Consider the following 14,996-nt stretch of genomic DNA (forward strand, 5'->3'; position numbering starts at 1 on the left):
GCCTGGCCAGTGTTAGGGCAGATTCAAGATCATAGGCATAAAGACAACCAAACACTCCTGCACAGGAATGCACAGGAAAATGTCGTCCCGCACATTTGAACCCTCCATGACCTTGCACCTTCAAAATCAGTCACACACAGGCGGCGCCTATCTCACAATGAATTCCGCATGCAGGGCACCGCTGGCTTTAATACTTTTTAGGATATCAATCATATCGCGAGGCGCGACGCCCAGCGCGTTCAACCCTGCAACAACTTCGCTCAAGGATGTGCCACCGTTGACTTCTGCAAGGCCAATCCCGGGCTCTTCAATGATATTCACATCCGTCCGAGGCACGACAACGGTTTCACCCTCAGCAAAAGGATTGGGTTGGGAGACAAGTGGCGCTTCCTGAATACGCAGCGTAAGATTGCCCTGGCTAACGGCCACACGGCTGATCCGCACGTCTTCTCCCATGACAATGGTACCAGAGCGCTGATCCACCACGACCCGTGCGCGCCTTTCCGGTTCGACCATGATATTTTCAACGCGCCCCAACGCATGCGCTGGAGAACGCATCTGGGTCGCGTGGATATTCAATTCGACCGTTCCAGCATCCAACATTACAGCGACATGGCGCGAAAATGCAGCATTGATAGCACGTTCGATCCGTTCCGCCGTCGTGAAATCCGGCGTACGCAATGCCAAACGCACAGTCGCAAGCCCAGAAAAATCAAAGGCCACTTCACGCTCGATCGTGGCGCCGGAAGGGATGACGCCCGCCGTTGGCACCCCTTGGATTACAGCCGCGCCATCACCTGTGGCAGAAGCACCTCCTGCGATGATCGTTCCCTGGGCAACAGCATAGATATCACCATCCGCAGCTTTCAATGGGGTCATAATCAAGGTGCCGCCAAGCAAGCTATTGGCATCGCCGATGGCCGAAACGGTCACATCAAGAGAACTGCCCGTACGCGCAAAGGGCGGCAACGCGCCAGTCACCAGGACAGCCGCAACATTGTTGGGGCGGAACTGCTCACCGGTGACGTTAACACCAAGACGTTCAAGAATATTGCCTAAAATATCCTCGGTGAAAGGGGAGTTCCGTAATCCGTCACCCGTACCATTCAGACCCACAACCAGACCGTACCCAACCAAATCATTTGATCGCACACCATCAAACTCAACCAGATCTTTGATACGGATCGGGTTCGCTTGCGCCAGTTGTGGCAAAAGCACCGTTGCCAGGACGCAGAGCAGATTCACCATCTTCATCTAGATGTACCGCAGCAGGCTGAGTTGGGACATGCGCGCGGTCAGACTAAAGAATGTCTCCAATTGAACCTGTGTCGCTTGTATGCGCGACGCTGTTTCGAAGGGATCCGCAAGCGATAGATCGTTTTGTGCCATTTGCAGAGCGGTTTGCTGCGCATTGGTTTCAGTCAACGCCCTCTCAACACCAGCTTCGGCAAAGCCGACGCGCGCTTGCACCGCAACCAAGTCGCTTGCCGCACCATATAGTCCGGCCGCGGCTTCTTGCAGCAGGCTGGACTTCGTTTCCCGGCTGAGACCGGGTAGATCATTGGCAAGCGCCGCAAGGGCCGCACCTTTCAGCACGTCCCTGATTGCCGGATCATCAGCCCGCGCATTCAGCGTCACGGTACGGCTTTCTGACACGCGCCGTTCCAGTAAAGCACCTGTATCGCCTTGATAGCCGAGGGTTGCAAAGCCGCCTGCGGGATCATTGAACCAAGAGGCGACAACCGCACTTATGGTTGCTTGATCCACAGCCCCACCAATCGCAGCCTGCAAATCGGTCAGCATTGCTGTTCCAGAGGCAAGCGGCGCATTACCAACACGGGTACCGCCCATCAATGCGCGATCTGCAACCTGTGTGTTCAGGGCCAGAACCATATCTTCAAAGGCACTCCGCGATGCCAGCGCCGCTTCATCAATTTGGGTGGATGTGCTAGTATCATTAACCAAGAGCAACCGCTCTGCGGTGGCGCCGCGCGCACTGTCAACCTTACCCAAAATGATTTGCACATTGGCGAGCGTTTGAAGCGTTTCCGATGCAATCTGACCATAGCCATCAAGCTGCGCCAGGCTATACCGGATTCCGGAAAATCGCGCGGTCTCCCCATCGAGGTTTTTCGTAAGATCAGCCACTTTTCCAGAGGACAGGCTATCAACCAATTCCGCAAGTTCTGTCTTGATCGCATTTCCATTGCGCAGCGACGTAAACTGTCGCGCCATATCCCCGATTGAAACAACTGACATCTAAAGCTCCATCAATCTTTGCATCATAAAATCAACAGTCTGGATCACCTTTGCGTTTGCAGCATAGGCTTGTTCGATTTGCAGCAGTTTTTGCAGTTCCACGTCTGTATCCACACCATCGGCAAGTTCGGCTTCGCGCAGTGTTTCCCACCGGGCAGTGGTGAAGCTGAGTTGTTCTTGCGCCAAAAGCCGCGTCGTGCCGACCTCGGAGACAAAGCTTGCAATCCGCCCGGACGCGGATTGTGCAGCCATGCCCGGTACGTCGGCACGTGGCGCGCTAAGCGCTGCAATCCAGCGGTTGAGCTGCGTCGCATCGCCAGCAGGGCCAGGCCCCGCAGCATTCAGACCATCGCGCAACAAGGCCGCGTTGCCGCCATTCGCCGGCGCAATCAGCGGGTTCAACGCAATCCGGCCCGCAAGCCCGGCCAGATCGGCCAGATCCAGGACCCCGCCTTCGTCAGTCAAAAGCCCGAGATCGCCAGCCGTGAGTGACGGATCGTTTGTTGTATCTTGAAAGCGAGCCATCAAATCCGCCGCGATCAGATCAAGAGATTCTTGTGATTCAACCAGTGTTTTGTCACGCAAAGCAAAAGCCGCACCGAGGGAACCGCCATCGAGCCGTCCAATCCCGGTCGCGGCGTCTACGACGTCGCCATCAATTGTGATGACGCCAAGCGCGCCGCCAGCCAAGGTCATATCGGCGGTGATTGTCGGTGTGCGTTGAAACCCGAATTCAACCGGTCGCGACTCCAGAAGCTGAGTACCACGCGTTGTCTGAAGGCCAATCGTGCCATTATCGCGCGGGATTTCGCGAATCGGCACAATTTTCGCGATTTGATCAACGGCCCGCTGTCGTGCATCCAAGAGCGCGGATGGGTCATCGCCAGATCCTTTGATCCGCAAGATGTCGGCGTTCAGCGTCGCGACCTGCTTCAATGCTGTATTCAGCACGTCGATATCGCGCGCAATCGCACCGTCAGCCTCTTGCCTCAGGGCCTGGATACTCTTGGTGTTGGATTGCAGCGTATTTGCGACGTCCTGCAAACGGCTGACCACTGACGCGAGCCGTGTCTCGGATGCGGGATCACTGCTCGCGCTGATCAATGCGCGTTCGAACTCGGCCAGTCGTGCGCCCAGACCTGCCGCGTCATCCGGACCACCGATTGTCTGCTCGAGCCGCACCACCATCGTGGCACTGCGGTCTTGTCCACTCAGCGATGCATCTGCCAAGCGTCGGTCGGCCAAAAGCCCCGCGTCGACAAAGCGATTGATCGCGTCAATGCGTACTCCGCCGCCACGGCCGCCGACCTGCACAGAAGAAAGCTCGACCGAGCGCCGCCCATAACCATCTGTCATGACGTTCGAGAGGTTTGAGGACACCACCTCGGCCATGCGCGCGTTGGTCGTCAGACCGGTCACTGCGTTATTGAGGGCGCTCGACATGCTCATATCAGGTCAATCCAATCTGCGTTAGCGTTTGATGTTGGTGGTTTCTTGCAGCATCTCGTCCACAGTCTGGATGACCTTGGCGTTTGACGAATAGGCCCGCTGTGTCTGAATCAATTCTGTCAATTCTCCGGCAACATCCGTGGCAGATTCCTCGCGTGCAAAGCCGACGATATCACCGGTCGGCCCATCACCCGCATCCCACAGGAAGAAAGAACCACTGTCGGGCGTCACACGGTAGCTCTGCTGATCAAGCGTTTCCAACCCATTGACGTTTGGCACGTCCACCAGAGGAATTTGATAGAGAACGCGGTTGATCCCGATATCAAAGGACGCGCGCACGAAACCGTTCTGGTCCACTTCGATCGATGTCAGACTACCCACCGGCGTGCCGTTCTTGGAGATAGAAACGGGCGCGAAGGCATCGGACAGTTGGGTCAATCCGATCGAACTGCCCAATTCGCCGATATTGATTTCCATTGGGCCGCCATCAACCGCAATCGTCAGCGCACCGGTGGACGGGTCGTAGGCCCCACCGATCGGGTTCAGGGGGTCTGCAAAATCGACGTTTGCAAGCGTACCGCCACCGCCGCGTGTCGCATCAAAAGTCAGTGTATATTCGCCGACAACATCAGGAATGCCGTCAAGATCGACATCGGACTCACTGTCGCGAATTTCCATCGTCCATGTATTCGATGAGCCATTTGCCGGCACGGTTGGCGTAAACAGGAAGCTCAGGTTCGAAGACGCACCCAGGTTGTCGAAATATTCAACCGAGAGCGTTTCGGAATCACCCGGCGATCCTTCGCGCGTTGACGTGGCCGGCAGGTTGACCGACAGATCGACGCGTGTTGTCGCCTCGCCCGCGAATTGGTTGGCGTTGATCTGGACAGGCACCAGACCGTCGATGGAATCGCGCGGATAGTTCGGGATTGTACCGTCAGCCGCCGCCGGCACACCCAGCAAAACCAACCCCCCCGGCGTGCGCAGGTATCCAAGGGCATCGGGGCGGAAAGATCCGGTCGTGGTCAGGAACAAGGGATTGTCCCCGTTATTGACGGCCACAGATGTTTCCGATGTGACCGGCAGCATTCCACGGCCCCGCACGGCAAGATCGGTGGGGTTTGACGTCGAAACCAGCGCACCACGTTCATCAATCAAGCGCGATGTTGTTGTGCGTACACCACCCGCAGAATAGGTTCCCTGACCGCTCTCAATCACCATAGACTGAAAATCGGTCACCGCCCTTTTATAGCCATAGGTTGATGAGTTCGAGATATTGTCCGAGATCGTGGCCAACCGAGAGGCATTTGCCGCCAAACCGGCAACGCTGGCGTTCAGGGAAGAGGAAATCGTCATATAGATGAGCCTTTCTGCGTCAGAGATGACTAATGTTCACACCACCTCTAAGCCCCGCGCCTTAACACCCCCCTAACGGCTAAAATTCGAGTGATATCGCCCTAGCGGTCTGATCGCAGCAAAATGACCTCGATGCGGTTGTTGCGCGGGGCGGTTGCGTCCCGCACGGCCGGATCACGGTCACCTGCACCCGTCTGGCGGACAATGCGCATCGGATCGAGCCCACCACTTTGCAGCATCAGGCGCATCTGGGCAGCCCTGCCGGTTGACAGCTCCCACACAGGGTTGTCGACCTGCAGGACAGACTTGGCGCTGAGGTGCCCTTCAATGGCGACACCATTGCGGACAGTTTGAAACAGCCGCGCCATGATCGCGGCAATCTCGGCGATCACAGGATTGGGGACGACCGTGTCCTCCACAAAAAGCGAGACATCAGGCAGATCAAATATCTCGATCACAAGGCCCTCATCGGTGAGGCGGGTGATGATATGGCGCAGCGCCTGATCGGACAGCATGCTTTCACCCCCCTGCCCCAGAAGTGCCGCCTCGATTTCGCGCAGTGCGGCGACTTGGGCCGCCGCCAAGGCGTCTGCCTCGGTCTCGCTTTCGCTGCGCAGTGGTTCATTGCCAACGTTTGGTTGGCTGACGCCAGTGCCGCTTTGCGCCAGGGTATCTTCGGTAAAGATATTGTCGCCACCAAAGGCGCCGGACCCGCCGCCTGAAATGCGGTTGATGGGAATTGTTGGCGAAAAGTAATCCGCCAGCCCTTTGCGCTGCTGTTCGGTTGTGGCGTTGAGCAACCACATCAGCATAAAAAACGCCATCATCGCCGTGACGAAATCGGCGTATGCGACCTTCCAGGCACCACCATGATGCCCCCCACCAGCGATTACCTTCTTGCGTTTGATAATTGTTGGTGCGTTTGGTCCTTTGCTCATCTCACTACCTCATGTTGTCACCCGGTACAGGCATAGATGGGCAGAAGTGAAAGCAGGCTTAACGGGACAATTCGATGAAAACCACACACGTTTGGCAGGACTAGCAGGCGCGCCAGGGCGGCTGCCCCGCCAGGTGACAAGATGGCGCAGTGTCAACTGACCTTTACACTTGCCCAAATACCATATGTCACATTAAACTGACAGAATGAGTGTAACGTCAGATTTACAGATTGAACCCGCCATACGCCGCTGGCCCGAGCCTCGCGCGATGCTGCGGCTGATCAAGCCTGTGACCTGGTTTCCCCCGATGTGGGCCTATCTCTGTGGCGTTGTTTCATCGGGCGTAAGCCCCTCTGGCCAATGGTTTTTCGTGGTCTTGGGTGTCGTGCTTGCCGGCCCGATCGTCTGCGGTATGTCGCAGGCAGCGAATGATTGGTGTGACCGCCACGTTGATGCGATCAACGAACCTGACCGCCCGATTCCTTCAGGGCGCATTCCCGGGAGGTGGGGCCTTTATATCGCACTCGCGATGACGGTTTTGGGGCTAGCGGTTGGGTATCAACTGGGGCCTTGGGGTTTTGGTGCCACTATATTGGCCGTTGCAGCGGCTTGGGCCTATTCGGCCGAGCCGATCCGCGCCAAAAAATCCGGCTGGTGGGGGCCGGGGCTTTGCGGTCTCGCGTACGAGACCCTGCCGTGGATCACGGGGGCGGCTGTTGTGGCCGCTGGCGCACCAAGCCCGCAGGTGATCGCGATCGCCGTGCTTTACGGCATTGGCGCGCATGGCATTATGACGCTCAACGATTTCAAAGCGATCGAGGGCGACCGTGCCACCGGCCTGCGGTCGCTGCCTGTCACACTTGGGCCAGACCGCGCGGCGCGCGTCGCCTGCTGGATCATGGCGGTGCCACAGGTCATTGTCATCGGCCTGCTGGCCTATTGGGACAAACCCGGTTTCGCACTGGGCGTCATGGCGATGCTTGCGGTGCAACTGGGCGCGATGCGCGTTCTGCTGCGCGATCCCGAAGGCAAGACGCCTTGGTATCAGGGGATGGGTATTCTGTTCTACATCAGCGGCATGATGATCAGCGCCGTTGCTTTGCGGAGCATTGGAGGCTGATATGACACTTTCATGGTTCCAGATCTTCCGGCTCGGTTTTGTACAAATGGCACTGGGGGCGATTGTCGTCCTGACAACCTCGACACTGAACCGTCTGATGGTGGTCGAGCTGTCGCTGCCTGCAATCCTGCCCGGGCTTTTGGTCGGCCTGCACTACGGTATTCAACTGACACGCCCGCATTGGGGGTTCTACTCTGATACCGGCGGGCACCGGACACGCTGGATTATCGGTGGTATGGTGGCGCTTGCACTGGGCGCTTTCGCTGCGGCCTGTGGTATCTTGGCGTTCGCGCAATCCTTTGCGCTTGGTTTGACCATTTCAATCGTCGCCTATACGTTGATCGGCCTTGGCGTTGGCGCTTCTGGCACATCATTGCTGGCGCTTCTGGCCACGACGACGGCACCGCACCGGCGTGCGGCCGCCGCCACGATTACATGGCTGATGATGATCTTCGGCATCGCAATGACCGCAGGGATCGTGGGGCAGTTGATTGACCCCTACACGCCCATGCGCTTGATCGAGATCGTGGGCTTCGTCGTCACCATCGCAACGCTCGTGACCTGTCTGGCCGTCTGGCGGATCGAACGCAATCTGATCGCAGTGCGTGAACCGGACCCGACACCCTTCATGGAGGGGTTGAAAGAGGTCTGGTCGGAACGCAAAGCACGCAACTTCACGATCTTCGTGTTCCTGTCGATGACCGCCTATTTCATGCAGGAACTGATCCTCGAGCCCTATGCAGGTCTCGTCTTTGATTTCACACCTGGGCAATCGACCTCGCTTTCAGGCGCGCAAAACGGCGGCGTGTTTGTCGGCATGCTTGCGGTGGGCATCTTGGCCACTGGCCTCAAGATCGGCGCATTGCGCAACTGGGTGATGACGGGCTGTGTCGGTTCCGCCGCAGCGCTGATCCTGATCACGTTCCTCGGGCCGATTGGACCAAGCGCACCGCTCGTCCCTGCTGTCGTCCTGTTGGGGTTCTTTAATGGCATGTTTGCTGTCGCCGCCATCGGTTCAATGATGGCACTTGCCGGGGCAGGCACCGCGCGCCGGGAAGGGACCCGCATGGGGCTTTGGGGTGCAGCACAGGCCATCGCCGCAGGGTTCGGCGGATTGGTCGGGGCAGGCATGGTTGATATCTTGCGCGTCAATATGACCGACACACAGGCCTTCGGGATCGTCTTCATCGTCGAAGCAGCCGTCTTTATCGCCGCTGCCGCAATGGCTGCCAAAATCATGGATCGCAAAATGCCGTCCGCCACGCTCGTTCCGGGAGAATAGCACATGCAATATGATGTCGTTGTCGTGGGCGGAGGCCCGTCAGGGGCCACCGCCGCAGAAGACCTTGCACGGTCCGGTCACAAGGTCGCTTTTATCGACCGTGACGGACGGATCAAACCGTGTGGCGGGGCCGTCCCCCCGCGCCTGATCCAAGATTTCTTTATCCCTGACGCCCAGATCGTGGCCAAAGTGAACACCGCGCGCATGATCTCGCCCACCGGACGGCAGGTCGATATTCCGATCGAGAACGGTTATGTCGGCATGGTGGATCGCGAACATTTCGACGAATTCCTCCGCAAACGGGCCAAGGACGCCGGCGCGCATCGCTACACAGGGACATTCACCAAGATCGAACGGGACGCCGATGGCACCCATGTGGTCTATCGCGACAAGGTCAGCGGCAATGAGATGAAACTGACCACGAAGCTGGTCATCGGCGCTGACGGCGCGCGCTCCAACGTGGCACGGGCCGAGATCAAAGACGGCGATAAAATCCCCTACGTCATTGCCTACCACGAGATCATCGAAGCACCGGCGGCCACTGCCACCTATGATCCGGCGCGCTGCGATGTGATCTATGATGGCCGCATCTCGCCCGATTTCTACGGCTGGGTCTTCCCCCACGGCGGACAAGCCAGCGTCGGCATGGGGTCCTTGATCAAATCGGTGGACGTTAAAAAAGCCACCGCCGATCTGCGCGCAGCATCAGGCCTGACCGATTGCAAGACGATCCGCAAAGAGGGCGCGCCGATTCCGCTCAAACCATTGGATTGCTGGGACAATGGTAAAGACGTGGTACTGGCAGGCGATGCGGCGGGCGTCGTGGCACCGTCATCGGGCGAAGGCATTTACTATGCGATGGTTGGTGGACGCGTGGCCGCGACCGCCGCAGCGGCCACTTTGGCATCAGGTCGCGCAAAAGATTTGCAACTGGCCCGCAAACTCTTCATGCGCGAACACAAACAGGTTTTCCGGGTTTTGGGCGCGATGCAAAACGCCTATTACCGCAGCGACGAACGGCGTGAGCGGTTTGTGTCCCTGTGTCATGATGTCGACGTGCAAAAGCTGACGTTTGAGGCTTATATGAACAAGAAACTGGTAAAGGCACGGCCCATGGCTCACTTGAAGATCGGCATCAAGAACCTCGCGCATCTGACGCGACTGGTATCACCGTTGCGCACATGACGATCATGATCCCGGCCTGGGAAAACGGCAAACTCAAACCGGTCGAGAAACTGGATGCGCACCTGCGCGGGCTCAAGCACAAGGCGGTCAGTGTCTTTGTGATCAACCGTGGCCGCGTCTTGATCCAGCAGCGCGCGCTGGGCAAATACCACACGCCCGGGCTTTGGGCGAACACCTGCTGTACCCACCCCGAATGGGACGAAGACCCGACCGACTGTGCGATGCGGCGTCTGGACGAAGAATTGGGGATCACGGGGCTTTACCCATCGCACCGTGACCAGATCGAGTACCGGGCCGATGTGGGTGGCGGATTGATCGAACATGAGGTTGTCGAGGTCTTCGTCGCGGACGCCCCCAATAATCTGGTGGTCAAACCCAACCCCGACGAGGTGATGGATACCCGCTGGGTCGATTTTTATGAACTCTCTGCCGATGTGGCGCGGCACCCTGCGCAATACACACCCTGGCTGCGGATTTACCTGCAAGATCACACCACTGCGATCTTTGGCGACCTGCTCCGCGCGGTCTAGTTCCGTTTCCTTCAAACCGGTGTTATGGGCATGTCCAAGGAAGGGACACGCACTATGGCACTTTGGGTTTTCGGATATGGTTCACTTTTGTGGAACCCCGGTTTTAGACCGGTGCGGCAGGTCAAGGCGCGACTGCCCGACTATCACCGCAGTTTTTGCATGCTCAGCATCCACCACCGCGGCACCGAGGATGACCCCGGCCTTGTACTTGCGCTTGATGCGCAAGCGGGCGGGCAATGTACCGGCGTGGCCTTTCAGGTGGCCGAAGATGAGACCGACACCGTTCTTGCGCAACTGCGCGAACGCGAATTAATCTCGTCTGCTTATTACGAAGAAACCGTTAATCTGATCGACGACCAAGGCGCACCATTGCAGGCACTGACCTATGTGGTTGACCGCGATCATGTGCAGTACTGCCAGTTCGACCTTGAAAGGCAGGCTCAGATGATTGCACGTGCGGTCGGCGGGCGCGGGCCGAACACGGAATATCTCTTCAATACGGCCAACCACCTGGTGGAGCTCGGGATCACTGACGCCGATATGGACTGGCTGGTTGCCCGTGTGCGTGCTTTGACAGCAACAAAGTAAAACCTCGAATTTGTTTGGGTTTGCGCAACTTCAGCCATATGCTGTTATGCGAGCGAAGCAGTCACACAATATGAGGCGCCCATCCGTGTTGGACAAACGGGAACCCAAACCACAACCGCAGTTTACACTGCCCATTCGTCAGCTCCTGTTCATGCTGACCGTGATCGGGCTGGTTGGCGCGGGCTTTTACCTTGGGCTAGAACAGATCACAGGGATCTATCAAACAAACCCCTACCTGAACGGGGTCATCGTCGGGGTCTTCGTGCTGGGCGTGCTGTCCTGCTTTAACCAAGTCTTTGTGTTGATGAATTCGGTGCGCTGGATCGAACGGTTCGCACGGGAACAAGGCGGACATTCCTATAGCGCGGCCCCGTCGCTCCTTGCACCGCTTGCTACGCTCTTACGCTCACGCGGGGCGCGCACGCAGGTATCATCGACCTCTGGCCGGTCGATCCTTGATTCCGTTGCACAGCGGATCGACGAAGACCGCGAAATCACGCGCTATATAGGCAATGTCCTGATTTTCCTTGGCCTTTTGGGCACATTCTATGGTCTGGCCACGACCGTGCCCGCACTTGTTGAAACCATCAGCTCGCTCAACCCCGGCGAAGGGGAAAGCGGCGCTGATATTTTTGCCCGCCTGCAATCTGGCCTCGAGGCGCAGTTGGGCGGCATGGGCACGGCTTTCTCAAGCTCGCTTCTGGGGCTTGCCGGGTCTTTGATTGTCGGCCTGTTGGAACTCTTTGCAGGCCACGGTCAAAACCGGTTCTACCGCGAACTTGAAGAATGGCTGTCAACGATCACCCGCGTGGGCATTGATGGCGAAGAGGGTGCCCTTGGTGCCGACCTCAGCGCGATGGGCCCCTTTGTGGAACAATTGGGCGAGCTGATGGACACCATCCAGATGATGATGGGGCAGACAGACACGGACCGCGAAGAAAACGACAAGAAATTCAACGCGCTGGCCACAGCGATCGAAAGGATGGCACAAAGCACTACGGCCAATGCGACATCGGAGATGCTTGAACGTGTTGCCATTGGCCAGGAAGCGCTGATCCAGAAACTGGACGACAGCGGGATGGAAGGCATTGATGCCGAAAGCCGGATGCGCTTGCGATCCATCGACGTGCAATTGCTACGGATTCTGGAAGAAATGTCGGCAGGCCGCCAGGAGAGTGTCGGCGACCTGCGCAGCGAAATCGCCAATCTGGCAAGTGCGATCAGGGACAGAGGCTGATCCATGGCGCTGAGCCGCAGATCATCGAACCGTTTTCAAAACGCGATCTGGCCGGGTTTCGTGGATGCGATGACCGGGCTTTTGCTGGTCCTGATGTTCGTGCTGACGATCTTTATGGTGATCCAGTTTGTGCTGCGCCAACAGATCACTGGCCAAGAGACAGAGTTGGGCGCGCTCACCAACGAAGTCGCAGCACTAACCGCCACGCTTGGGCTTGCACGCGATACCAATGCGGCGCTGACCGCCGATCTTGATGCCGCCAACGCAGAGGCCACGCGGCAGGCAGGAAGGATTGCCGCCCTGATCGCAGAACGGGACGCACAGGATCAGGCACTGGCCCAGGCACAAACCCAAATCACCCAATTCGAGGCACAGGTCGCTGGGCTTCTCAGCGAACGCCGCGACGCGCTTGCCAATATTGCAGGGCTGGAAGCCGCGCAGGAGCGATTGTTGACACAGCAAGAAGCGCTCAACCTCGCCCTTGCGCAGGCCCGCACTGAAATCGACGAAGGCGCAGAGGCCGCGCGCCTTGCCGCCGCCCGCCGCGAAGCGCTGGAAGCACTGATAGCCGATCTGGAAAGCGAGAATGACGCCAATACTGCACGCATCACGGCACTTGAGGCCGATCAGCTGACCAGTGCCGCCGCCGCCGAAGCACTCCGCGAACGGCTGGCGAATGCCGACACCGAACTGACGGCGATGACCCTCAACCTTGAGCGGCAGCGGCAAGAAGCAGAGAACACGCTGACCCTGCTGGCCGCCGCACGCGCAGCACAGGCCGAACTTGACGCGCGGAACGCAACGCTGACCAGCGAGCTAGAAGAACTACAGGGCGATCTTGGCGAAGAGACAAGCGAAGCAGAACGGCAAGCGGCCCTTCTCGCCCTCGCGAATGAGGAACTTGCGGCGCAAGAAGCCATATCTGCCGAGAGCCAGCGTCAGGTGGCTTTACTGAACGAACAGATCACCGAATTGCGCACACAGGTGGGCAACCTGCAGTCGCTGCTCAACCTCGCAGAAGAGGCCGACCGCGAAGCGCAGGTCCAGATCGAAACCTTGGGCGCTCAGCTGAACACTGCCCTTGCCCGCGTCTTGTCAGAAGAGCGCCGCAGACGCGCGCTGGAAGAGGCGGAACGCAACAGGCTTGAGGCAGAGGCCGCGCGACTGGAGGAAGAAGCCGAGCGGTTGGCCGCCGAGGCCGAGAACCTGTCACGCTTTAAATCCGACTTCTTTGGCGAATTGCGCCAGATCCTCGAAGGTCAGGACAGGATCCGCATCGAAGGCGATCGCTTCATCTTTGCGTCCGAGGTGCTTTTTGAACCAGGAAGTGCCGATCTCTCGCCGGCAGGTGAAACGGAAATTGCCAATATCGCCGATATTTTGCGTAGCATTGCTGATGATATTCCCGAAGGCATTGACTGGATTATCCGTGTGGATGGCCATACCGATGATATCCCTCTCAATCCCGGCGCGCGCTTTGCCGATAACTGGGAACTTAGTCAGGCGCGTGCGCTGTCGGTTGTGCGCTTTATGAACACCGACTTGGGGATTGATCCACGCCGTCTCGCTGCGAACGGGTTTGGTGAATATCAACCGCTGAACCCCGCCGACACGCCAGAGGCGCGCGCCCAGAACCGCCGGATCGAGCTGAAGCTTACCGAGCGTTAGACGCAACGTAGCGTGCAAAATATCCCGACAGGTCCAACTGTGCGCCCAACTGGCTGGCCAGTAAGAACATTCCCCCGAACTTGCGTTGCAACAGCAAGACATCAATCGGCAAAGGCGGCGGGACAAACCCGTCTTCAGCCAAGGCTATCCCCGCATTCTGCATCGCGCGCGGCAGGGTCTTGTCGGTGAAATCAAACGGTCCGTCCGCGCGCAAGGCGGTAAAGGCCATCTGCATCATGTCCATAATCGCCATGCGGTGACGGTCGGCTGTATCGGGTGCAATAAACCCGATCTCTTGCGCAATCCGCGCGAGTGCTGCGCGATCGTCAATCAGGCCTGCGGCCAGCAACGCACGGTATTGTGCCACGATCATCGGGTTCAATTCACAGGTCGCGCCGAAATCCAGCAGGATGATCCGGCCGGTCTGTGGGTCATAGCGATAATTGGCGAAATTCGGATCAGACTGCATAAGCCCCTCGTCGAATAGCTCGCGCAGGGTCAGCCCGATCAGCGCATCCGCAATCCGCAGTCTTTCCGCCTCTGGCTGGGTGAAGGCCGCTTCAATCGGCACACTTTCCACATAGGACATCGCCAAGATCTGCGGCGTGCTCCATTCAGGGACATACGCCGGTACCGTAAAACCGGGTGCATCCGCCAGAAGCGCGCCAAACCGTGCCAGATACTGCCCTTCGCGGGTATAATCCGTTTCCTGATGAAGCTGCTTGCGCGCCTCTTCCAGATAAGGCGCAAGCGCGACCCCCTTGGGGATCAGCCCCGACATGCGCAACAGCGCGCCGACATTGGCCACATCGCTGTCAATACTGTCTGCCACGCCAGGGTATTGCACCTTGATCGCAAGATCTCTGCCATCCTTGAGCCGCGCGCGATGCACCTGTCCGATCGAGGCTGCCGCAATGGGCCGCACATCGAACTTTGCAAATTGACCAAGCCAGTTCTTCGGCCACTGCGTATCGAGAACCCGCCGTAACTGCGCGGGCGGCATCGTATGGGCATTGTCCCGCAACCGCGACATGATCTGCGCCATTTCCGGCGGCAGGAATTCGCCCGTATCCATCGACATAAGCTGCCCGATTTTCATCGCTGCTCCGCGCATCTGGGCAAGCTTTTCGGTGATCCGCGTGATGTTCTGCGGGGTGATCAGCAAATCGCGCATTGCGGGCCTCTGGCCTTGCGCCAATTGGGCGATCCCGTTGACGGCCATGTTGCCCGCAACGCCAGCCGTCATGGCACTCAAACGGCCAAACCGCGACATGCGGCCAGAGGGCACGGCAAGCGCGCGCACATTGGGGTGTTTCTCACTCATGCGCATGAAGTAGGCGCGCCGCGCCACATTGCCAGCTATTTATAATGCGCCCGCCTGTCC

General features: G+C 58.3%; 13 protein-coding genes. 7 read left to right on the forward strand and 6 right to left on the reverse strand.

The features are described 5' to 3' along the window. Positions 1-147: 147 nt before the first annotated feature. The 5 genes from VGP75_RS07750 to VGP75_RS07770 form a co-directional block, all read right to left on the reverse strand. On the reverse strand, positions 148-1,254 hold the full coding sequence (locus VGP75_RS07750; RefSeq protein WP_327543110.1) for a flagellar basal body P-ring protein FlgI: 1,107 nt from the start codon (positions 1,252-1,254) through the stop codon (positions 148-150). Then, positions 1,255-2,259 carry a flagellin gene (locus VGP75_RS07755; protein WP_327543111.1) on the reverse strand — a complete coding sequence of 335 codons (1,005 nt, stop codon included), beginning with the start codon at positions 2,257-2,259 and terminating at the stop codon, positions 1,255-1,257. Further along, entirely contained in the window at positions 2,260-3,708 is a 1,449-nt protein-coding gene (gene flgK / locus VGP75_RS07760) for a flagellar hook-associated protein FlgK (RefSeq protein WP_327543112.1), read from the reverse strand. A 21-nt stretch (positions 3,709-3,729) separates the two neighbouring features. Further along, on the reverse strand, positions 3,730-5,064 hold the full coding sequence (locus VGP75_RS07765) for a flagellar hook protein FlgE (protein WP_327543113.1): 1,335 nt from the start codon (positions 5,062-5,064) through the stop codon (positions 3,730-3,732). A gap of 101 nt (positions 5,065-5,165) precedes the next feature. Continuing rightward, positions 5,166-6,002, reverse strand: a complete 837-nt coding sequence (locus VGP75_RS07770; RefSeq protein WP_327543114.1) for a flagellar motor protein MotB — start codon at positions 6,000-6,002, stop codon at positions 5,166-5,168. Positions 6,003-6,207: 205 nt separating this feature from the next. Between VGP75_RS07770 and chlG the strand changes: the two genes are divergently transcribed. The 7 genes from chlG to VGP75_RS07805 all read left to right on the forward strand — a co-directional run bounded on the left by chlG (position 6,208) and on the right by VGP75_RS07805 (position 13,612). After that, positions 6,208-7,122, forward strand: coding sequence for a chlorophyll synthase ChlG (chlG, locus tag VGP75_RS07775; protein WP_327543115.1), 915 nt, complete (start codon positions 6,208-6,210; stop codon positions 7,120-7,122). 1 nt (position 7,123) lies between these two features. Next, positions 7,124-8,404 (forward strand): BCD family MFS transporter, encoded by a 1,281-nt coding sequence (locus tag VGP75_RS07780; protein WP_327543116.1) that lies wholly within the window; start codon positions 7,124-7,126, stop codon positions 8,402-8,404. 3 nt (positions 8,405-8,407) lie between these two features. Next, entirely contained in the window at positions 8,408-9,589 is a 1,182-nt protein-coding gene (locus tag VGP75_RS07785) for a geranylgeranyl diphosphate reductase (RefSeq protein ID WP_327543117.1), read from the forward strand. Next, complete coding sequence (gene idi / locus VGP75_RS07790; RefSeq protein ID WP_327543118.1) at positions 9,586-10,119, forward strand: isopentenyl-diphosphate Delta-isomerase; 534 nt, start codon at positions 9,586-9,588, stop codon at positions 10,117-10,119. Before VGP75_RS07785 ends, idi begins: the two co-directional genes overlap by 4 nt. Before the next feature lie 54 nt (positions 10,120-10,173). Further along, complete coding sequence (locus tag VGP75_RS07795) at positions 10,174-10,707, forward strand: gamma-glutamylcyclotransferase (protein WP_327543119.1); 534 nt, start codon at positions 10,174-10,176, stop codon at positions 10,705-10,707. Between the two features lie 151 nt (positions 10,708-10,858). Next, on the forward strand, positions 10,859-11,944 hold the full coding sequence (locus VGP75_RS07800; RefSeq protein ID WP_327543122.1) for a biopolymer transporter ExbB: 1,086 nt from the start codon (positions 10,859-10,861) through the stop codon (positions 11,942-11,944). A 3-nt stretch (positions 11,945-11,947) separates the two neighbouring features. Continuing rightward, positions 11,948-13,612 carry a peptidoglycan -binding protein gene (locus VGP75_RS07805; RefSeq protein WP_327543120.1) on the forward strand — a complete coding sequence of 555 codons (1,665 nt, stop codon included), beginning with the start codon at positions 11,948-11,950 and terminating at the stop codon, positions 13,610-13,612. Here VGP75_RS07805 and VGP75_RS07810 read toward each other — a convergent pair. After that, positions 13,599-14,942, reverse strand: a complete 1,344-nt coding sequence (locus tag VGP75_RS07810) for an ABC1 kinase family protein (protein WP_414727787.1) — start codon at positions 14,940-14,942, stop codon at positions 13,599-13,601. The two genes, VGP75_RS07805 and VGP75_RS07810, sit on opposite strands and share 14 nt — an antisense overlap. Positions 14,943-14,996: the final 54 nt, after the last annotated feature.

Source organism: Yoonia sp., assembly GCF_036007805.1.
GTDB lineage: Bacteria > Pseudomonadota > Alphaproteobacteria > Rhodobacterales > Rhodobacteraceae > Yoonia.

Coding starts and splice junctions, on each gene's coding strand:
- chlG (WP_327543115.1), top strand. CDS start 6,208: ATGAGTGTAACGTCAGATTTACAGATTGAACCCGCCATACGCCGCTGG.
- VGP75_RS07755 (WP_327543111.1), bottom strand. CDS start 2,259: ATGTCAGTTGTTTCAATCGGGGATATGGCGCGACAGTTTACGTCGCTG.
- VGP75_RS07765 (WP_327543113.1), bottom strand. CDS start 5,064: ATGACGATTTCCTCTTCCCTGAACGCCAGCGTTGCCGGTTTGGCGGCA.
- VGP75_RS07780 (WP_327543116.1), top strand. CDS start 7,124: ATGACACTTTCATGGTTCCAGATCTTCCGGCTCGGTTTTGTACAAATG.
- idi (WP_327543118.1), top strand. CDS start 9,586: ATGACGATCATGATCCCGGCCTGGGAAAACGGCAAACTCAAACCGGTC.
- VGP75_RS07810 (WP_414727787.1), bottom strand. CDS start 14,942: ATGCGCATGAGTGAGAAACACCCCAATGTGCGCGCGCTTGCCGTGCCC.
- VGP75_RS07785 (WP_327543117.1), top strand. CDS start 8,408: ATGCAATATGATGTCGTTGTCGTGGGCGGAGGCCCGTCAGGGGCCACC.
- VGP75_RS07750 (WP_327543110.1), bottom strand. CDS start 1,254: ATGAAGATGGTGAATCTGCTCTGCGTCCTGGCAACGGTGCTTTTGCCA.
- VGP75_RS07805 (WP_327543120.1), top strand. CDS start 11,948: ATGGCGCTGAGCCGCAGATCATCGAACCGTTTTCAAAACGCGATCTGG.
- VGP75_RS07800 (WP_327543122.1), top strand. CDS start 10,859: ATGCTGACCGTGATCGGGCTGGTTGGCGCGGGCTTTTACCTTGGGCTA.
- VGP75_RS07770 (WP_327543114.1), bottom strand. CDS start 6,002: ATGAGCAAAGGACCAAACGCACCAACAATTATCAAACGCAAGAAGGTA.
- flgK (WP_327543112.1), bottom strand. CDS start 3,708: ATGAGCATGTCGAGCGCCCTCAATAACGCAGTGACCGGTCTGACGACC.
- VGP75_RS07795 (WP_327543119.1), top strand. CDS start 10,174: ATGGCACTTTGGGTTTTCGGATATGGTTCACTTTTGTGGAACCCCGGT.